Annotated in this window: 18 protein-coding genes and 3 tRNA genes; 3 read left to right on the plus strand and 18 right to left on the minus strand. The window is 59.6% G+C overall.

The genetic code is table 11. The annotated features are described in order from the left end of the window. Positions 1-16 precede the first annotated feature (16 nt). The 18 genes from B9A97_RS20020 to B9A97_RS20105 form a co-directional block, all read right to left on the minus strand. Complete coding sequence (locus B9A97_RS20020) at positions 17-1,528, minus strand: NADH-quinone oxidoreductase subunit M (RefSeq protein ID WP_084367549.1); 1,512 nt, start codon at positions 1,526-1,528, stop codon at positions 17-19. Beyond that, positions 1,528-3,525, minus strand: a complete 1,998-nt coding sequence (nuoL, locus tag B9A97_RS20025; RefSeq protein ID WP_084367551.1) for an NADH-quinone oxidoreductase subunit L — start codon at positions 3,523-3,525, stop codon at positions 1,528-1,530. The genes B9A97_RS20020 and nuoL overlap by 1 nt, the downstream gene beginning before the upstream one ends. A 7-nt stretch (positions 3,526-3,532) precedes the next feature. Next, complete coding sequence (nuoK, locus tag B9A97_RS20030) at positions 3,533-3,841, minus strand: NADH-quinone oxidoreductase subunit NuoK (protein WP_084367553.1); 309 nt, start codon at positions 3,839-3,841, stop codon at positions 3,533-3,535. A 30-nt stretch (positions 3,842-3,871) separates the two neighbouring features. After that, positions 3,872-4,486 (minus strand): NADH-quinone oxidoreductase subunit J, encoded by a 615-nt coding sequence (locus B9A97_RS20035; protein ID WP_084367554.1) that lies wholly within the window; start codon positions 4,484-4,486, stop codon positions 3,872-3,874. A gap of 143 nt (positions 4,487-4,629) precedes the next feature. Continuing rightward, positions 4,630-5,121 carry an NADH-quinone oxidoreductase subunit NuoI gene (gene nuoI / locus B9A97_RS20040; protein ID WP_084367556.1) on the minus strand — a complete coding sequence of 164 codons (492 nt, stop codon included), beginning with the start codon at positions 5,119-5,121 and terminating at the stop codon, positions 4,630-4,632. A gap of 40 nt (positions 5,122-5,161) precedes the next feature. Then, positions 5,162-6,205 (minus strand): NADH-quinone oxidoreductase subunit NuoH, encoded by a 1,044-nt coding sequence (nuoH, locus tag B9A97_RS20045; protein WP_084367557.1) that lies wholly within the window; start codon positions 6,203-6,205, stop codon positions 5,162-5,164. 12 nt (positions 6,206-6,217) lie between these two features. Then, positions 6,218-8,299 carry an NADH-quinone oxidoreductase subunit NuoG gene (nuoG, locus tag B9A97_RS20050; protein ID WP_084367559.1) on the minus strand — a complete coding sequence of 694 codons (2,082 nt, stop codon included), beginning with the start codon at positions 8,297-8,299 and terminating at the stop codon, positions 6,218-6,220. Between the two features lie 161 nt (positions 8,300-8,460). Then, positions 8,461-9,156 (minus strand): hypothetical protein, encoded by a 696-nt coding sequence (locus B9A97_RS20055; protein ID WP_084367561.1) that lies wholly within the window; start codon positions 9,154-9,156, stop codon positions 8,461-8,463. 9 nt (positions 9,157-9,165) lie between these two features. After that, positions 9,166-10,470 (minus strand): NADH-quinone oxidoreductase subunit NuoF, encoded by a 1,305-nt coding sequence (gene nuoF / locus B9A97_RS20060; protein ID WP_084367563.1) that lies wholly within the window; start codon positions 10,468-10,470, stop codon positions 9,166-9,168. 10 nt (positions 10,471-10,480) lie between these two features. Then, entirely contained in the window at positions 10,481-11,584 is a 1,104-nt protein-coding gene (locus tag B9A97_RS20065; protein ID WP_084367565.1) for an NADH-quinone oxidoreductase subunit E, read from the minus strand. Between the two features lie 18 nt (positions 11,585-11,602). Beyond that, on the minus strand, positions 11,603-11,842 hold the full coding sequence (locus tag B9A97_RS20070; protein ID WP_084367567.1) for a hypothetical protein: 240 nt from the start codon (positions 11,840-11,842) through the stop codon (positions 11,603-11,605). Next, positions 11,842-13,032, minus strand: a complete 1,191-nt coding sequence (locus B9A97_RS20075) for an NADH-quinone oxidoreductase subunit D (protein WP_084367569.1) — start codon at positions 13,030-13,032, stop codon at positions 11,842-11,844. Before B9A97_RS20075 ends, B9A97_RS20070 begins: the two co-directional genes overlap by 1 nt. A gap of 59 nt (positions 13,033-13,091) precedes the next feature. Continuing rightward, positions 13,092-13,496, minus strand: coding sequence for a four helix bundle protein (locus tag B9A97_RS20080; protein WP_280164091.1), 405 nt, complete (start codon positions 13,494-13,496; stop codon positions 13,092-13,094). A gap of 31 nt (positions 13,497-13,527) precedes the next feature. Next, positions 13,528-14,130 (minus strand): NADH-quinone oxidoreductase subunit C, encoded by a 603-nt coding sequence (locus tag B9A97_RS20085; protein ID WP_084367572.1) that lies wholly within the window; start codon positions 14,128-14,130, stop codon positions 13,528-13,530. Between the two features lie 18 nt (positions 14,131-14,148). Beyond that, positions 14,149-14,727 carry a NuoB/complex I 20 kDa subunit family protein gene (locus B9A97_RS20090; protein ID WP_084367574.1) on the minus strand — a complete coding sequence of 193 codons (579 nt, stop codon included), beginning with the start codon at positions 14,725-14,727 and terminating at the stop codon, positions 14,149-14,151. Continuing rightward, the gene (locus B9A97_RS20095) at positions 14,718-15,083 is read right to left on the minus strand and encodes an NADH-quinone oxidoreductase subunit A (protein WP_084367597.1); all 366 of its coding nucleotides are present in this window, start codon (positions 15,081-15,083) and stop codon (positions 14,718-14,720) included. Before B9A97_RS20095 ends, B9A97_RS20090 begins: the two co-directional genes overlap by 10 nt. Before the next feature lie 258 nt (positions 15,084-15,341). Next, positions 15,342-15,418: transfer RNA gene (locus B9A97_RS20100), tRNA-Asp, on the minus strand. A 76-nt stretch (positions 15,419-15,494) separates the two neighbouring features. Next, positions 15,495-15,571 (minus strand) — tRNA-Asp (locus B9A97_RS20105). Positions 15,572-15,924: 353 nt separating this feature from the next. Here B9A97_RS20105 and B9A97_RS20110 point away from each other — a divergent pair. The 3 genes from B9A97_RS20110 (at position 15,925) to B9A97_RS30210 (ending at position 18,128) form a co-directional block, all read left to right on the plus strand. After that, positions 15,925-16,000 (plus strand) — tRNA-Val (locus B9A97_RS20110). 80 nt (positions 16,001-16,080) lie between these two features. Further along, positions 16,081-17,679, plus strand: a complete 1,599-nt coding sequence (locus B9A97_RS30205; RefSeq protein WP_244564295.1) for a DUF6538 domain-containing protein — start codon at positions 16,081-16,083, stop codon at positions 17,677-17,679. Between the two features lie 101 nt (positions 17,680-17,780). Further along, on the plus strand, positions 17,781-18,128 hold the full coding sequence (locus B9A97_RS30210; RefSeq protein WP_348532412.1) for a BRO-N domain-containing protein: 348 nt from the start codon (positions 17,781-17,783) through the stop codon (positions 18,126-18,128). Positions 18,129-18,767 lie beyond the last annotated feature (639 nt).

The raw sequence follows: 18,767 nt of genomic DNA on the forward strand, positions 1-18,767 counted from the left end.
CTCACGTATCCTGTCGTCATTTCACCGCGAGCGCAATGTCTTGCGCCGCCTGCAAAGCTGCGGAGTAGTTATTCACCAGAAGTTCCACCGAGGCCTTGGTCGCATCGAAGATCGGGGCCGGATAGACGCCGTAGAAGATGGTCAAGGCGATCAAGGGATAGAGGATCAGCTTCTCACGAAGCGACAGATCCAGCATCGACTTGAGGCTTTCCTTTTCCAGCGCACCGAAGACCACGCGACGATAGAGCCACAGCGAGTAGCCTGCCGACAGGATCACGCCCGTCGCGGCGAACAGCGCCACCCAGGTATTGACGCGGAAGACGCCGATCAGGGTCAGGAATTCGCCGATGAAGCCAGAGGTACCGGGAAGACCGACATTGGCCATGGTGAATATCATGAAAGCCAGCGCGTATTTCGGCATGTTGTTGACCAGGCCGCCATAGGCCGCGATGTCGCGGGTATGCAGCCGGTCGTAAATCACGCCGACGCAGAAGAAGAGTGCAGCAGAGACGAAGCCGTGGCTGATCATCTGGAAGATCGCGCCTTGCACGCCCTGCATGTTCACGGCGAAGGTGCCCATGGTCACGTAGCCCATATGGGCGACGGAGGAATAAGCGATGACCTTCTTCATGTCCTCCTGCATCAACGCCACCAGCGAGGTGTAGATGATGGCGATGACCGAAAGCGTGAACACCAGTGGCGCGAAATAGTCAGTCGCCAGCGGGAACATCGGCACGGAGAAGCGCAGCATGCCGTAGCCGCCAAGCTTCAGGAGAATACCGGCCAGGATCATGGAGCCGGCCGTCGGCGCCTGCACGTGCGCATCCGGCAGCCAGGTATGAACCGGCCACATCGGCATCTTCACAGCGAAGGAGGCGAAGAAGGCAAGCCAGAGCCAGGTCTGCATCTGCGGCGGGAAGTCATGGGCCAGAAGCTGGGTGATGTCAGTCGTGCCGGCATCCCAATACATCGCCATGATGGCCAGCAGCATCAGCACGGAGCCGAGCAAGGTATAGAGGAAGAACTTGTAGGACGCGTAGACGCGGTCCTTGCCGCCCCAGACACCGATGATGATGAACATCGGGATCAGGCCTGCTTCGAAGAATACGTAGAACAGCACAATATCCAGCGACACGAACACGCCGATCATCAGCGTTTCGAGCAGCAGGAAGGCGATCATGTATTCCTTGAGGCGCTTCTGGATTACTTCCCAGCTGGCCAGGATGCAGAAGGGCATCAGGAAAGCGGTCAGCACCACGAACAGCATCGAAATGCCGTCGACGCCGAGGTGATAGGAAATGCCGGTGCCCAGCCACTCATGCTTCTCCACCATCTGGAAGCCGGGGTTCGCATTGTCGAACTGCATCCAGACGAAGAGGGAGACGACAAAGGTGAACACCGTTGTCAGAAGCGCCACGGTGCGGATGTTGCGACGGCCGAGGCTCGTGTCCTGCCGCGTCAGCAGCAGGAGAGCAACGCCGACCAGCGGCAGGAACGTGACCGTTGAAAGAATGGGCCAATCGGTCATCAGAGGGAACTCCCGAGCATCATCCAGGTAACAAGTGCGGCAATGCCGATCAGCATCGCGAAGGCATAGTGGTAGAGGTAGCCGGACTGCAGACGCACGGCCCGCTGGGTCACACCATTGACCGCCTCGGCAATGCCGTTGGGGCCATAGGTGTCGATGACGCCGATGTCACCCTTCTTCCAGAAGAACCGGCCGAGCGCTTTGGCGGAACGGACGAACAGCAGGTCGTAGAGCTCGTCGAAGTACCACTTGTTCAGCAGGAATTCGTAGAGAACCCGATGCTGCTGGGCGAGAACCCGCGGCGTGGACGGCGACTTGATATACATGAACCAGGCGGTCACGAAGCCGATGACCATGGCGACGAAGGGGCTGAGCGCCACCCAGGCCGGCACATTGTGGAACTCGTGAACAAGATGGTTTTCCGCACCCGTGAACAAGGCGCCCTTCCAGAACACGTCATATTCGTGGCCGTAGAAGAATTCCTTGAAGACGACACCGGCAAACAGCGCGCCGATGGCGAGCACATAGAGCGGCACCAGCATGACCTGCGGGCTTTCATGCACATGATGCATGACATCGGCGGAGGCACGCGGCTTGCCGAAGAAGGTCAGGAAAATCAGGCGCCACGAATAGAAGCTGGTGAACATCGCGGCGATGACCAACAGCGTAAAGGCGAAACCGGCCACGGGCGAATGCGACGCGAAGGTCGACTCGATAATGATGTCCTTCGAGAAGAAGCCGGCAAAGCCGACCGGCGTGAAGGGGATGCCGACGCCGGTGATGGCGAGCGTACCCAGCAGCATCATCGCGAAGGTCACCTTGATGTGCGGACGCAGGCCACCCATGTAGCGCATATCTTGCTCGCCATCGACGGCATGGATGACCGAGCCGGCGCATAGGAACAGGAGGGCCTTGAAGAAGGCGTGCGTGAACAGATGGAACACCGCCGCACCATAGGCGCCGACGCCGAGTGCCACGAACATGTAGCCGAGCTGCGAGCAGGTCGAGTAGGCGATGACGCGCTTGATGTCGTTCTGGACGAGACCGACGGTTGCGGCAAAGAAGGCCGTGATGGCGCCGATGATGGTGACAAAGGTCAGCGCGTCAGGCGACAGTTCAAACAGCGGCGACATGCGCGCCACCAGGAAGACGCCCGCGGTGACCATGGTTGCGGCATGGATCAGCGCCGAGACGGGCGTCGGGCCTTCCATGGCATCCGGCAGCCAGGTGTGCAGCAGGAACTGCGCGGATTTACCCATGGCACCCATGAACAGCAGCAGGCAGACGCCGGTGATGGCGTGGCCACGGTCCAGCGCCATGCCGAAGAGGTTCAGCACGACTTCCGGGTTCTGAGCGCCGTCCTGCGGCAGGTAGCCGCCGGCAGCCGCAAAGATCGTGTCGAAATCGATCGAGCCGAACAGCACGAAAACGCCGGAGATGCCGAGAATGAAGCCGAAGTCACCGACACGGTTGACGATGAAGGCCTTCATGGCGGCGGCGCTGGCGGAGGGCTTCTTGAACCAGAAGCCGATCAGCAGGTAGGACGCGAGACCCACACCTTCCCAGCCGAAGAACATTTGAAGAAGGTTGTCCGATGTCACCAGCATAAGCATGGCGAAGGTGAACAGCGACAGATAGGCGAAGAAGCGCGGCCGATGCGGATCGTGATGCATGTAGCCGATCGAGTAGAGGTGAACCAGCGTCGACACCGTATTGACGACGACCAGCATCACAGCGGTCAGAGTATCGATGCGCAGGGACCAGGAGACATCGATGCCGCCGGACTGGATCCATTGCAGGACGACGACCTTGATCGTCTCGTGGTGTTCCGCATGCGACATCGCGACATTGAAGAACACGATCCAGGAGAGGATGGCGACCAGCACCATCAGGCCCGTCGTGATGTATTCGGAAGCCTTCGCGCCGATCTGCGAGCCGCCCAGGCCCGCGATCAAGGCGCCCAGCAAAGGAAGGAAGACAATAGCCTGGTAGATCATAGCCTTATCAGCCCTTCATCATGTTGACGTCTTCCACGGCGATGGAGCCGCGGTTGCGGTAGAAGACCACCAGAATGGCAAGACCGATCGCCGCTTCCGCCGCTGCCACCGTCAGGATGAACAGCGCGAACACCTGGCCTACGATGTCATTCAGGAATGACGAGAAGGCCACCATGTTGACGTTGACCGCCAGCAGGATCAATTCGACGGACATCAGAATGACGATGATGTTCTTCCGGTTCAGGAAGATGCCGAACACGCCGAGGGTGAAGAGCATGGCGCTGACCGTCAGGTAGTGGGAAAGTCCTATTTCCATAATTTTCGTTCCTTGACCTTGCTCTTCCCGTCAGATGCCCTGGCCCGGCTTGACCTTGACCACCTTCACGGCGGTTGCGGGCGTGCGGGCGACCTGCTGCGAAATATCCTGCCGCTTGATGTTCTCGCGGTGACGCAGCGTCAGCACGATCGCGCCGATCATCGCCACCAGCAGCACCAGGCCGGCGATCTGGAAGAAATAGACGTAGTTTGTGTAGAGAACGTCGCCCAATGCAGCGGTGTTCTGGCGCTCGGTGAGAGCCGGGATCGGCATCGTGATGGCCGATTTAGCCGCCGGCGACAGCGTGCTGCCGCCGATCACGACGATCAGTTCAACCGCAAGTATGAGCCCGATCAGGGCGCCGATCGGCGCATATTTCAGCGCACCGGAGCGCAGTTCGGCGAAATCGATGTCCAGCATCATCACCACGAAGAGGAAGAGAACCGCGACGGCGCCGACATAGACCACCAGCAGGATCATCGCCAGGAACTCTGCGCCCGTCAGAAGGAACAGACCCGCCGCGTTGAAGAAGGTCAGGATCAGGAACAGGACCGAGTGAACCGGGTTCCGCGCGGAAATGACCATGAAGGCCGAAGCCACCGCCACAAAGGCGAAGAGATAGAAAAAAAGAGCCTGCAGACCCATCGTGGTGCCTTTTCGTCTTCCCCGGGGGCGCAAGAACAGCGCCGCCATTCGATCAGGCGCGCCGGGTATCCCCTACCCTGTCGCCTGTGTCCAATCATGCTGCCCGGCGGCGCTGAGATTGCCGCCCGGGCATTTATCCGACATCACCGATACGGTGCGTCCTGCGCGAGATTGCGCGCGATTTCGCGCTCCCACCGATCGCCGTTTTCCAGGAGGCGCGCCTTGTCGAAATACAATTCTTCGCGCGTTTCAGTGGCGAATTCGAAGTTCGGCCCTTCAACGATGGCGTCGACCGGGCAGGCCTCCTGGCAGAAGCCGCAATAGATGCACTTCACCATATCGATATCGTAACGCACCGTGCGCCGGGTGCCATCGTTGCGGCGCGGGCCGGCTTCGATGGTGATGGCCTGCGCAGGACAGATCGCCTCGCACAGCTTGCAGGCGATGCAGCGCTCTTCGCCATTGGGGTAACGACGCAAAGCGTGCTCCCCACGGAAGCGCGGCGATACCGGTCCCTTTTCGAAGGGATAGTTGATCGTGGCCTTCTGGCGGAAGAAATAGCGCATCGACAGGAAGAAGGCGCCGATGAATTCTTTGAGGAACAGGGAATTGATAGCCTGAGCAACGCCAGCCATCGTCAACCTCCAATTCTGCAGGATGGAACCGGGATCATGATCACGCCCATCCCATCAGCTTCAGTACGAATGCGGTGATGACCACCATGGCGAGCGAGATCGGAAGGAAGACCTTCCAGCCCAGACGCATCAGCTGGTCGTAGCGATAGCGAGGCACAAAAGCCTTCACCATCGCGAACATGAAGAAGACGAACGAGCCCTTTAGAATGAACCAGATGATGCCCGGAACCCAGTTCAGGATCGCGATATCGACTGGCGGCAGCCAACCTCCGAGGAACAGGATGGTCGTGAGCGAGCACATCAGCACGATCGCGGCATATTCGCCCAGCATGAACATCATGTAGGGGGTTGAGCCGTACTCGACCATGAAGCCGGCAACCAGTTCCGATTCCGCTTCCGGAAGGTCGAAGGGCGGACGGTTTGTTTCTGCCAATGCCGAGATAAAGAAGATCACAAACATCGGGAACAGCGCCAGCCAGTGCCAGTCGAGGAACGATGCCGGCAGGCCCATCATGGTGCCGAGACCGTTGCTCTGTGCCATGACGATGTCGGTCAGGTTCAGCGAGCCGACGCACAGGAGAACAGTGACGATGACGAAACCGATCGAGACTTCGTAGGAAACCATCTGCGCTGCAGAACGCAGGGCGCCGAGGAAAGGATACTTGGAGTTTGACGCCCAGCCACCCATGATGATGCCATAGACCTCAAGCGAGGAGATGGCGAAAACATAGAGAATGCCGACATTGATATTGGCGATAACCCAGCCGTCTGCCAGCGGAATGACGGCCCATGTGGCAAGCGCCAGCGTCACCGCCACCAGCGGGGCAAGAAGGAAGACGCCCTTGTTGGCACCTGCCGGGATAACCGGCTCCTTGAAGACAAACTTCAGCAAGTCCGCGAACGACTGGAACAGACCCCAGGGGCCAACGACATTCGGTCCGCGGCGCAGCTGGACAGCTGCCCAGATCTTGCGGTCGGCCAGCAGGATATAGGCGATGAACACCAGAAGGCAGACCAGCAACAGCAGGGTCTGGCCGACCATGATCGCAGCAGGCCAGACATAGGTAGAAACGAATTGATCCATGGTCCCCTGTCCTTACTCTGCTGCGGCCTTGAAGTTGTTGCGGGCCAAAGCCGAGCACTCGGCCATGACGGCCGAAGCGCGCGCTATCGGGTTCGTCAAATAGAAGTCTTTCACAGGCGACGCAAACCCCGACTTGGTCATGTCACCGGCTTTTTTCGCCAGTGCATCAATTTCGCCATCGGCACTGCGGGCAATGGCGTCGAGATCGGCAAAATGCGGCTGCGATGCATAGAGTTGCGCCCGCAGCGCACCCAGCGAATCAAAGGGCAGCTTCTTGCCCAGCACGTCGGAGAGGGCGCGGATGATCGCCCAGTCTTCGCGTGCTTCGCCCGGCGCAAAGCCCGCACGATTTCCCATCTGGACGCGGCCTTCGGTGTTGACCCAGGTGCCCGACTTTTCTGTGTAAGTCGCGGCCGGCAGGATGACATCCGCCGTATGCGCGCCGTTGTCGCCATGGGAGCCGATATAGACGGTGAACTTTGCCGTCTTGGCCGAGAAATCCATCTCGTCGGCGCCGAGCAGGAAGAGCACGTCCATCTTCGACAGCATGTCCGCTGCCGCGACGCCACCCTTGCCCGGAACGAAGCCGAGATCGAGGCCACCGACGCGGGACGCTGCGGTGTGGAGAACGGCAAAGCCATTCCAATCCTCGGTCACGGCACCAACGGCCATGGCGAGCTTGGCGACGTTCGCCAGAACATTGGCACCATCCGCACCGGTCAGAGCCCCCTGCCCGACGATGATCATCGGCTTCTTGGCGGCATTCAGCTTTTCGATGAACGAAGCGGATCCGGACACAGCCTGACCCAGGGTGTCGGTGCCGGCACCGAGATATTCGTATTCGTAGCGCAATTCGCCAGCCTCGCCGATCACGGCGATCGGGAAGCCGCCACGGCGCCAACGCTTGCGGATGCGGGCGTTCAGAACAGAGGCTTCGAAACGTGGATTGGCGCCGATGATCAGCAGCGCGTCCGCCTGTTCGATGCCTTCGATGGTGGGGTTGAAGATGTAGCTGGAACGGCCGAGGCTCGGATCAAGCGCTGCGCCATCCTGGCGACAGTCGGTATTGGCCGAACCCAAAGCCGTCATCAGCGACTTCAGCGCATACATCTCTTCGACCGAAGCGAGGTCGCCGGCGATGGCGCCGATCTTGTCGCCCGAGGTTGCTGCTACGGCAGACTTGATCGCCGCGAAGGCCTCGCCCCAGGTGGCGGGCGTCAGGCGTCCGTCACGACGAACGTAGGGGCGGTCGAGGCGCTGGGTCTTGAGACCGTCCCAGACAAAGCGGCTCTTGTCGGAGATCCACTCTTCGTTGATCTCCTCGTTGACGCGCGGCATGATGCGCATCACTTCTCGGCCGCGGGTATCGACACGGATCGCCGAGCCGAGCGCGTCCATGACGTCGATCGATTCGGTCTTGCCGAGTTCCCACGGACGGGCGGTAAAGGCAAAGGGCTTGGAGGTCAGAGCGCCGACCGGGCAGAGGTCAACCACGTTGCCCTGCAGTTCCGAGGTCATCGCCTGCTCGAGATAGGTCGTAATCTCGGCATCCTCACCACGACCGATCAGGCCGAGTTCCGCGATGCCGGCGACTTCGGTGGTGAAGCGGACGCAACGCGTGCAGTGGATGCAGCGGTTCATGACCGTCTTGACCAGCGGTCCGATATACTTGTCCTCGACGGCGCGCTTGTTCTCGCGATAGCGCGAGCTGTCGATGCCGAAGGCCATGGCCTGGTCCTGCAGGTCGCATTCGCCACCCTGGTCGCAGATCGGGCAATCCAGCGGATGGTTGATGAGCAGGAACTCCATCACGCCTTCGCGGGCCTTCTTGACCATCGGCGTGTTGGTGAAGACCTCAGGCAATTCGCCATTCGGGCCGCCGCGGATATCGCGCACGCCCATGGCGCAGGAAGCCGCCGGCTTCGGCGGGCCGCCCTTGACCTCGATCAGGCACATGCGGCAGTTGCCGGCAACCGACAACCGCTCGTGGAAACAAAAGCGCGGCACCTCGGCGCCGGCTTCCTCGCATGCCTGAAGCAGCGTGAAGTGATCCGGGACCTCGATTTCCTTACCGTCGACTTTCAGCTTTGCCATATTCGCCTTCCTGTCTCACGCACACTGCGCGTGCTGGCACAGCGTCACGCCCGCCAGCTGCGACCAGCCGATGGCTTGGTCGGTATTGCCGTAATATTTCTGTCCTTCAGCCCCCAGCAGGGACCGACGTTTCATGCCTATGTGCGGGGTTGTAAGCGCCATCAGGCCTTCCCCCCTACCAGCGCCTTTGCCTGCCCGACCCAATCATCCCGCTCGATCCGGCCGGAAAATCCCAGTTCCGTATCGAACTTGGCGATGTCGTCGACAGTCCAGGCGGCGATGTCGGCGAAGCGCGTCACGCCCATGCCATTCAGTACCTGCTCGACCTTCGGGCCGATGCCGGAAATGCGCTTCAGGTCGTCGGCCTTGCCAGCCTTCTTTCGCGTCGTCGCCTTGGCAGGCTTCGGATCGACTGCCGCCGACACTTCGGTGCTGGCTGCCTTTTCGTTCTTGGCCTTGGCCTTGGGTGTAGCGGCGGCCTTTGCCACCGTCTTTTCCCACTTTGGCGCGTCTGCAACCACTGGCTTTGCGGCAGCCGGCATGACCGGAGCGGCAGTTGGCCCACTTGCCTGGGGAGCACCTTCGTCAGCAGGCTCTGGCGCCTTTGATGCGGATGCCTTGCGCTCTTCCTCCAGCGTGCGGGCTAGCTTCGTCGTGGCTTCCAGCGCGCCCTGGAAGGAACCGAGCATGGCCCCCGCCATCTGCGAGGCGAAGTGGAAGCCGATTGCCGAGGCCGCCGCAAAGCTCGACATCAGCGGATTTGCGTCAGCGGGCCCTGTATTGGCCGCGGCCTCGTCAACGCGGCCGAGATCGGCCGCTGCCGTCTTCTCTTCCGAATTGTCGTTTGCCTTGGCCATGACGGTTCCTTATTCCGCAGCTTCCATGACAACGCCATGAGCCATGGCGTTGCGGGTGTACTGGTCGATACGGGCTTCGATTTCCGGACGGAAATTGCGGATCAGGCCCTGGATCGGCCAGGCCGCCGCATCGCCGAGCGCACAGATGGTGTGACCTTCGACCTGCTTGGTGACTTCAAACAGCATATCGATTTCGCGCTTCTGCGCATTGCCGCGCACCATGCGTTCCATGACGCGCATCATCCAGCCGGTGCCTTCGCGGCAGGGCGTGCACTGGCCACAGCTCTCGTGCTTGAAGAAGGCAGCGATGCGCCAGATGGCCTTGATGATATCGGTGGACTTGTCCATGACGATCATGCCGCCGGTGCCGAAGGAGGACTTCACCTCGCGCAGGCCATCGAAGTCGAGCGTGACATTCATCATGTCCTCCGCCTTCACGACCGGGCAGGATGCGCCGCCGGGGATGACCGCCAGCAGGTTGTCCCAGCCGCCGCGGATGCCCCCGGCATGCTTTTCGATCATCTCGCGAAAGCTGATGCCCATGGCCTCTTCCACCGTGCAGGGACGGTTGACGTGGCCCGAGATCATGAACAGCTTGGTGCCGACATTGTTCGGACGGCCGAAGGACGAGAACCAGCCGGCACCACGACGGATGATCGTCGGCGTCACGGCGATGGATTCGACGTTGTTGACTGTGGTTGGGCAGCCATAGAGACCCATATTCGCCGGGAATGGCGGCTTCAGGCGCGGCTGACCCTTCTTGCCCTCAAGGCTTTCGAGCAATGCCGTCTCTTCGCCGCAGATATAAGCGCCGGCGCCGTGATGCACGATGATATCGATGTCGTAGCCGAGCTTGTTGTTCTTACCCAGCAGCCCGGCGTCATAACATTCGTCGATCGCCGCCTGCAGCGCTTCACGCTCGCGCATGAACTCGCCGCGCACATAGATATAGGCGTGATTGGCACCCATGGCGAAGGAGGCAATGACGCAGCCTTCGATCAGCGTATGCGGATCATGGCGCAGAATGTCACGGTCCTTGCAGGTGCCCGGTTCCGATTCGTCGGCATTGACGACGAGATAGTGCGGGCGGCCGTCGGACTCCTTCGGCATGAAGGACCATTTCAGGCCGGTCGGGAAGCCAGCGCCACCGCGGCCGCGCAAGCCTGAGGTCTTGACCTCGTTGATGATCCAATCCCGGCCTTTTTCAAGGATCTGCTTCGTGCCGTCCCAGTGTCCGCGCGCCATCGCGCCTTTCAGGGACTTGTCCTTGATGCCGTAGATATTGGTAAAGATGCGATCCTGATCTGCAAGCATGTCTCAATCCTTACCGCGGCTTCTTGCCGAAGACCTTGATGTATTCCGCCTCGCCGCCACGGGCGAGAACCTCGGCCTGCTTCACCCAGTCGTCCCGGTCGATGCGTCCCTTGAACTTCAAGTAGCTGTCGACCCAGTCGCGTTCGTTCTTCTTCCACGATGCCACTTGCGCGAAGGTGTAGATACCGAGCTCGTGCAGCGTGCCTTCAATCTTGGGGCCAACGCCAGAGATCATCTTGAGGTCGTCGGGCGTCGCGGGGCGGTCGATGCCAGCAGGACGATCGGGAGAATCCAGAGTCGCTGCCACAGGCGCGCCGGCCTTGTCCGCATTCTCGCCCGAGACTTCGACGTTTTCGGCGGCAGCCTTCTTGTCGGTCGCAGGCGTCTTAAGCGCCGGGTTGGTTTCCTCGGCAGCCGTCACCGGCTTTGCGGCATTGGCCGGAGGCACATCAACTGCCGGCTCGGCAGCGGCCGGAGGATTGGCCACGAAGCGAACAGGCTTGATCTCGCTCGTCAGAGCCACGGGGCCCCCAACCGGGGCCGAATAGATGCGGTCGATCTGCGGGCCGGGCGTCACGTCGCGTCCCTTGCCTGCGTCGAAGCGATCGATGATGTGCTCCAGGTGGATCGGTGTCAGATCCTCATAGCTGTCCTTGAAGATCATCACCATCGGCGCGTTCACACAGGCGCCCTGACACTCCACCTCTTCCCAGGACAGTGTGCCCTCGGCATTCAGGGTAAAGGGCTCGGGAGCGATCTTCTTCTTGCAGACGGCAATCAGGTCCTCCGCGCCACGCAGCATGCAGGGCGTGGTGCCACAGACCTGCACATGGGCGCGCGTGCCCACGGGCTTCAGCTGGAACTGGGTGTAGAACGTCGCCACTTCCAGAACGCGGATATAGGGCATGGCGAGCTTTTCGGCGACGAATTCGATCGCCGCGCGCGTTACCCAGCCGTCCTGTTCCTGTGCGCGCATCAACAGCGGTATGACCGCGGATTGTTGTCGGCCTTCTGGATACTTCCGGATGGTTGCCTCGGCCCAGGCCGCATTTTCCTCGTTGAAGGCAAATGCTGCTGGCTGGACGTTATCTTCGGCTAGTCGACGAACGGACATTCTTCCTCACGCCTTATCTCAATTTATGGATCCACACCGCGAACTCGCCAGGTTGGCGAATTCGCAGGCATAGGCCGACTTGTCTTTCTGCAAGAACACGATGAACTTTGGGCCGTTGGGAACGGCTGCCTTGATCTCATAGCCCTGCCTGATCAGCTCTGCCATGGTCGCCGACGAGCCCGACACCGCAACGCCGTCCTGCGCCATGGCGCCGGATGCGAGCAGCACAAGGATCGTAGCAAGCCATGCTCGGCGCATCAGCGGTCGACCTCTCCAAAAACGATGTCGAGGGAGCCGAGAATGGCCGACACGTCGGCCAGCTGGTGACCACGACAGATGAAGTCCATGGCCTGCAGGTGGGCATAGCCCGGAGCGCGGATCTTGCAGCGATAGGGCTTGTTGGTGCCATCGGCGACCAGATAGACGCCGAATTCGCCCTTCGGCGCTTCGACGGCCGCATACACTTCGCCAGCCGGCACGTGATAGCCTTCGGTGTAGAGCTTGAAGTGATGGATCAAACCTTCCATCGACCGCTTCATCTCGCCACGCTTCGGCGGAACCACCTTGCCATCAAGGGATGACACGGGGCCGACCTTGGCATCGCCCAGCAGGCGATTGACGCATTGCTTCATGATCTTCACCGATTCGCGCATTTCAATCATGCGGATCAGGTAACGATCATAGCAGTCGCCGTTCTTTCCGATCGGAATATCGAAATCGAGATCGGAGTAGCATTCGTAGGGTTGCGAGCGACGCAGGTCCCAGGCGGCACCGGAGCCGCGGACCATGACGCCCGAGAAGCCCCAGGCCCAGCAATCCTCAAGGCTCACCACGCCGATATCGACGTTGCGCTGCTTGAAGATGCGGTTGCCCGTGAGCAAGTCGTCAATGTCATCGACCGTCTTCAGGAACGGATCGCACCACTTGCCGATATCTTCGACGAGTTGGGCCGGCAGGTCCTGGTGCACGCCACCCGGACGAATATAGGCCGAGTGCATGCGGGCACCGCTGGCCCGCTCGTAGAAAACCATCAGCTTTTCGCGCTCTTCGAAGCCCCAGAGCGGTGGCGTCAGCGCGCCGACGTCCATGGCCTGCGTGGTGACGTTCAGAAGATGCGACAGGATACGGCCGATTTCCGAATAAAGAACGCGGATCAGCTGACCGCGGATCGGAATCTCCAGACCCAGCAGCTTTTCAACCGCCAACGAATAGGCATGCTCCTGGTTCATCGGCGCGACGTAATCGAGCCGGTCGAAGTAAGGCAGCGCCTGAAGGTAGGTCTTCGCCTCGATCAGCTTTTCGGTGCCGCGATGCAGCAGGCCGATATGCGGATCGACCCGCTCGACGATTTCGCCGTCCAGCTCCAGCACGAGGCGCAAAACGCCGTGCGCCGCAGGGTGTTGCGGCCCGAAGTTGATGTTGAAGTTGCGGACGTTATGTTCAGTCATTGCAACGCGCTCCGCTTGTCGAGGCAGTAGCCAATAGCCAGTAGGCAATAGGGCTTTGATTAACTCGTGCGATCATTCCGTTCATCCTGCAAGCTGCGGATCAGCGACCTCAGCATTTTCCCGATCTCCTCGCTCAGCGTAATCACCTTTTCCACGCGGTCGGCGGAAATCAGGTTCAGGCGCGAACTCAGTATCAAATGCGTTTCCAATTCCTTCAGAGAGCCTTGAGCGATCTTGAGATGATGGACATACGCGCCCGTCATCTGCCGTCCGTAGCCTTCTGCAACATTCGCCGGAACCGAGGTTGCCGAGCGTCTGATTTGGGAGACCAGTCCATAGACCTCATCCCGCGGAAAAGCTTTGGTTAGCTCATATGTCTCGACTGCAAGATCCATGGCGCGTTGCCACACCTTCAGATCCCGATAGGAATTGATCGTCGTCTGCCTGCCCCTTCCCTCGTCTATTGCCTATTGGCTACTGCCTAGTGCCTGAAAGTTACTGCTTCGCCTTCTCGTCGCCCGGCAGCACGTAATCCGTACCTTCCCAAGGTGACAAGAAATCGAAATTTCTGAATTCCTGCTTAAGCTCGACCGGCTCGTAGACCACGCGCTTGGCGTTGTCGTCGTAGCGAACTTCTACGAAGCCCGTCATCGGGAAGTCCTTGCGCAGCGGATGCCCTTCAAAGCCGTAGTCGGTCAAGATGCGGCGCAGGTCGGGATGCTCGGTGAACATGATGCCGTACATGTCCCAGGCTTCGCGCTCGAACCAGTCCGCGCCCGGAAATACCGAACAGGCTGACGGTACGGGCTGCTCTTCCGATGTCGCCACCTTGACGCGGACGCGCAGATTCTGGCGCGGCGACAAGAGGTGATAGACGACGTCGAACCGGTCCACACGCTGCGGATAATCGACGCCGCAGATATCGATCAGGCTGACAAATCCACACTGCACATCGTCGCGCAGGAAGGTCAGAAGCGCGATCACCTTGTCAGGCGTCGTGGTCAGCGTCAGTTCGCCGAGCTTGATCACGGCGTCGGACACCAGCGTGCCGCGCACTTCCCTGAGATAAGAGGCAAGCTCGTTGAGGGCTTCGCTCATTGTATCGTCCCTTGGCCCTTACCGCTCGATCGTGCCGGTGCGGCGGATTTTCTTCTGCAGCAGAAGCACGCCGTAAAGCAGTGCCTCTGCCGTGGGCGGACAGCCCGGTACATAGATGTCGACCGGCACGACGCGGTCACAGCCGCGCACCACCGAATAGGAATAGTGATAATAGCCGCCGCCATTGGCGCAGGAGCCCATGGAGATGACGTAACGCGGCTCCGGCATCTGGTCATAGACCTTGCGCAGCGCGGGTGCCATCTTGTTGGTCAGCGTGCCGGCCACGATCATGACGTCGGACTGGCGCGGGCTGGCGCGCGGAGCAAAGCCGAAGCGCTCGACGTCGTAGCGCGGCATCGACAGCTGCATCATTTCGACGGCGCAACAGGCCAGACCGAAGGTCATCCACATCAGCGAGCCGGTACGGGCCCAGTTGATCAGTTCGTCGGTCGAGGTGACCAGGAACCCCTTGTCGGCGAGCTCATTGTTGATCTCGCCGAAGAAGGGATCGTTGGCACCGATCGGCTTGCCGGTATTGGGATCGATGATGCCCTTCGGCTGCTGTGCGACGAGCGTATTTCCAGCGGTTACTCCCATTCGAGCGCCCCCTTCTTCCATTCATAGATAAAGCCGACGGTCAGCACGCCGAGGAAGACCATCATCGACCAGAAACCGAACCAGCCGATTTCGCCGAAAGAGACGGCCCAGGGGAACAGGAAGGCGACTTCGAGGTCGAAGATAATGAAGAGAATCGACACCAGGTAGAATCGGATGTCGAACTTCATACGGGCGTCGTCGAACGCATTGAAGCCGCATTCATAGGCTGAAAGCTTTTCCGAGTCGGGTGCCTTGAAGGCCACGGCAAACGGCGCGATCAACAGCGCTATGCCGATGACCAGCGAAATACCGATGAAAATTGCGATCGGAAGGTAGGAACTGAGCAGTTCAGTCATCATATCCATCCCTGCCTGTATGGAATGCCTGGCGGCAGTCCGAGCCATTGGCGAACAGGCCGAAAGAAGAGTTGCAACGAGCCGTGGTTAGCGCAGCCGGAACCGATGCGCAAGACTGCGACCGGCTTTTCACCTGATAGCCAACTGTCTTTATCAATAGGCGGAAAAGCGCGCCGCGACAAACGGTATATTACGCCCTTGCGGCGCAACATGTACTATTTTGGCACATAAGTTTTGGGGAGGAATAGCGGATATAAATGGCGCGAGTGACGGGGCTCGAACCCGCGACCTCCGGCGTGACAGGCCGGCACTCTAACCGACTGAGCTACACCCGCGCATATTGGACCATGGGTCCCGCAACAAATTTGAGCGCTTACTGCGCCGATTTGCCGCATCCGAGGAAGTTGAGAATGGCGCGAGTGACGGGGCTCGAACCCGCGACCTCCGGCGTGACAGGCCGGCACTCTAACCGACTGAGCTACACCCGCACTTCTCAAGCGAATTGGACTGATCAGCCTTTTTCGCTCCCGATCCAGCCTCGGCCAGTCGGTGAGCGGCTAACTAAGGGGTTCGCGAATGGGTGTCAAGCAGGATCGAAGACAAATCCATGACAAGGCGCAAATAGTTTCGGCACGCTTTTCCCGGGCCGGGTTGGCTCAGGAAAAAGTTTTTGTGGCCAAGATCAGCAGACGCCTTGTGCCACGGGGGTTTAGCCAAGATTCGGTGCCTGTGCCTGTGGAAAAAAATCAAAAAAAATTCACAAACACTCTTGCGGATTTTCGCCGATCCGCATAGATCACGGCCACCGACGCAGCGGCCACAACGGCTCGCAAATGTGTCAGGGCGATTAGCTCAGTTGGTAGAGCGCCTCGTTTACACCGAGGATGTCGGGAGTTCGAGTCTCTCATCGCCCACCATCTCATCCCTTTGAGATGTTTTAACAATCTGAATTTATTGACGTATGCGCCACCTGTCTTGGTACACAAGGGTGGTACACATGGGTCTTTCTATGCCTACTCCGATCAGGATTGGCCCCAACTACTACCTCCGAGTTCGCGTTCCCTCCGATCTGAAAGATCGCCTCAAAGGCGTGACTATGAGCGTCCCTGTTAATGGTCGCCCACGTGAGGTACGCATAGGCGAGTTCGTGAAGGTGTCGCTAGATACCGCCAAGGCTTCCACGGCGAAGATCCGTTTTGCGGAGACCTACGACTTTCTCCAACGCTATTGGGCAATGAAGCGAATGCCGGTGGAGCGACTCACTCACAAGCAGTTGGTGGCCCTTGCAGGCGCCATCCGGAACGCCTTTGTGGCTGCCTTCGAAGATGAACCGGGAGGCCCTGCCCTTTGGATGAATGTCCTGGACACGAACGCAGCCGCGAGAGTCGGAAGAGTGAACCCTCTGGCCATCGGTGGCGAATCGCAGAAAACTGCAGGGCTTAGCCAACGCTTTGGTCCCATAGTCGATGCATTCCTCGCTCACCAATGCGTTCAAATTCATACCGACCAACGGGCGCGACTCATCGAACTTGTTGTGGATAGTCTCGACGATGCTGCCATGGTCACCCTCAGGCGGGCCGAAGGGGACTACTCGCCAGACACAGGAGCGGCAAAGTACCCGCCCTTGGAGGTCGTGAGGCCGAAGACCAGTAGCCCAGCCGGTGACCAGTCGGCAGATCGACTCACCTTTGAGGGCGTCATCGATACTCAGGTATCAAACAAGGCCGCAGGGAAAGACGCCGCGCCGATGAAGGATGCAACGGTGAGGAAGTTCCGCCTCGCTGCTGCGGAGTTCGTCGCCTTCCGTGGCAGCGATCTGATCAGCACCGTGACGGCCCACGAAGCCGACCGATGGAAACGGGCGATGCTGTCTGAGGGGAAGCTGACGAACAACACCATCGGTCAGCGTATCCAGAACCTGAAGACCGTTATCCAGTGGGCACGAGAACAAACCCTTGGTGCGCTCTTCCCAGATGCTCACCCGTTGCAACTCGTCACGACGCCTGATGCAGCCCCTGTCGCCAGTGAAGACCGAACATTCACCCTGGACGAAGCCCGCACAACGCTTCTCGCCGCAAGGAAAGAGAAGAAGCCGGAACTGCGGTGGCTGCCGTGGATGTGTGCATATTCAGGTGCGCGTATCAATGAGGTGGCCCAGCTTCGGCGTGAAGACTTCTTCCAAGTCGGTGATGACTGGTTCTACCAACTGACAACGAAGGGCGGGAAGTCCCTCAAAAACCGGAACAGCATTCGGAAGGTGCCGGTCCACCCTGCCCTGATCGACGAGGGGCTGATCGACTTCGTGAAGTCCTGCGCAGCCGGTAAGCGCATCTTCCCGCCACGGTCCCAGCCGAACATCTCCGAATGGCTGCGCGGTGATGTCGGTATCAAACGTGCGGAACTGGCACCGAACCACGGATGGCGTCACCTCTTCGAAGATCGCTGCGTGGCTGGTGGCGTCCTCGACAAAGCCCGTCTTTATATAACAGGACGCAGCACAGGTTCATCAGACGAAGGCTATGGTCGCAGCCAAGCGCTTCTACCGGGGCTGGCAACAGAGATGGCGAAAGTTCCGAGGATCGACTTGGAGAGGTAAGCTCCAAGTGGATTACCCAGAGTTTGTCTCTGGGTTTGGATGGAAAAAGCTTGAGAGGTCGGAGCTCTCTAGGTCTACCCGCTGCGCGTGATGTCACGACCATCTCCGAGAGCGGCCTCTCCAACACCGTTCGCGTAGTCGAGATCGACGGCCAGCCGTGGTTCGTTGCGGCTGACGTGTGCCGCATCCTTGGTCTTTCCCAAGTGACGAACGCTCTCAGGAACCTTGGGCGCGACGAGATAACCCTTACTCAGATTAAGGGTTTCCGTGGCAGTCACATCAACACCGTCTCCGAGTCAGGTCTCTACCGTCTCACCATGCGCTCCGACAAACCGGAGGCCCGTCAGTTCCAAGACTGGGTCACCCGTGAAGTCCTCCCCGCGATCCGCAAGGATGGCATGTACGTGGTCGGTGAGGAGAAGGTGAAGACCGGCGAGATGTCGGAATAGACAGTGTGATTGCCCGGAATTTTCCGGTGAATGGTCACACCGTCGATCACATGGAGCCGCGATATCGGATGGATGGCATCCAAAAACCAGACAGGTTGCCAACCGCACTCCAACTCAAATTCCACCTCCTACGATCTATCCACCCTGTCAACTATCCATATGATTTTGAATGTTTTTCCGACTTGACGCCTGACTCTTGGCTGCGTTATCCAATCCCCGTTCTGACCGGAACGTGATCATCAGCAACAGCATGACTACGGACTCACATGGAAATCGCATTCAGATTTGGACGCTTCACGCTCAAAATCGAAATCCTCGGCTGCCTCGACTTCGCCTTGGAGACCAACAGCTTCGAGTTCGCCTTTGATCGCCGCCACTGGTTCGAACATCCAGAGGGAAAGATGAGGCGCTGGGATTTCGTCAGGAAGACCAGAAGGGCCGCAGAGACGGCAGCGGTCTGAGATGTGATAGAGGAGCCCTGCCGGTCCATCTGGCGGGGCTTCTGGCTTTTCGGGCCTATTGACGTGGGTGTCCCGAATTTTCGGGAGACCCCTCCAACCTCACCGTACTCTCCACCCCCGCCGTTCTCACATGTCCAACCTGCATTGCAGGATGAACAGTCGAGGTGCGCTCAGTTTT

Origin of the sequence: Rhizobium sp. RU36D (assembly GCF_900176345.1) — a bacterium.
Lineage (GTDB): Bacteria > Pseudomonadota > Alphaproteobacteria > Rhizobiales > Rhizobiaceae > Allorhizobium.

Excerpts from the sequence above, each read along its gene's own strand:
- B9A97_RS20020 (WP_084367549.1), bottom strand. The coding sequence starts at position 1,528 with ATGACCGATTGGCCCATTCTTTCAACGGTCACGTTCCTGCCGCTGGTC.
- nuoL (WP_084367551.1), bottom strand. The coding sequence starts at position 3,525 with ATGATCTACCAGGCTATTGTCTTCCTTCCTTTGCTGGGCGCCTTGATC.
- nuoK (WP_084367553.1), bottom strand. The coding sequence starts at position 3,841 with ATGGAAATAGGACTTTCCCACTACCTGACGGTCAGCGCCATGCTCTTC.
- B9A97_RS20035 (WP_084367554.1), bottom strand. The coding sequence starts at position 4,486 with ATGGGTCTGCAGGCTCTTTTTTTCTATCTCTTCGCCTTTGTGGCGGTG.
- nuoI (WP_084367556.1), bottom strand. The coding sequence starts at position 5,121 with ATGGCTGGCGTTGCTCAGGCTATCAATTCCCTGTTCCTCAAAGAATTC.
- nuoH (WP_084367557.1), bottom strand. The coding sequence starts at position 6,205 with ATGGATCAATTCGTTTCTACCTATGTCTGGCCTGCTGCGATCATGGTC.
- nuoG (WP_084367559.1), bottom strand. The coding sequence starts at position 8,299 with ATGGCAAAGCTGAAAGTCGACGGTAAGGAAATCGAGGTCCCGGATCAC.
- B9A97_RS20055 (WP_084367561.1), bottom strand. The coding sequence starts at position 9,156 with ATGGCCAAGGCAAACGACAATTCGGAAGAGAAGACGGCAGCGGCCGAT.
- nuoF (WP_084367563.1), bottom strand. The coding sequence starts at position 10,470 with ATGCTTGCAGATCAGGATCGCATCTTTACCAATATCTACGGCATCAAG.
- B9A97_RS20065 (WP_084367565.1), bottom strand. The coding sequence starts at position 11,584 with ATGTCCGTTCGTCGACTAGCCGAAGATAACGTCCAGCCAGCAGCATTT.
- B9A97_RS20070 (WP_084367567.1), bottom strand. The coding sequence starts at position 11,842 with ATGCGCCGAGCATGGCTTGCTACGATCCTTGTGCTGCTCGCATCCGGC.
- B9A97_RS20075 (WP_084367569.1), bottom strand. The coding sequence starts at position 13,032 with ATGACTGAACATAACGTCCGCAACTTCAACATCAACTTCGGGCCGCAA.
- B9A97_RS20085 (WP_084367572.1), bottom strand. The coding sequence starts at position 14,130 with ATGAGCGAAGCCCTCAACGAGCTTGCCTCTTATCTCAGGGAAGTGCGC.
- B9A97_RS20090 (WP_084367574.1), bottom strand. The coding sequence starts at position 14,727 with ATGGGAGTAACCGCTGGAAATACGCTCGTCGCACAGCAGCCGAAGGGC.
- B9A97_RS20095 (WP_084367597.1), bottom strand. The coding sequence starts at position 15,083 with ATGACTGAACTGCTCAGTTCCTACCTTCCGATCGCAATTTTCATCGGT.
- B9A97_RS30205 (WP_244564295.1), top strand. The coding sequence starts at position 16,081 with ATGGGTCTTTCTATGCCTACTCCGATCAGGATTGGCCCCAACTACTAC.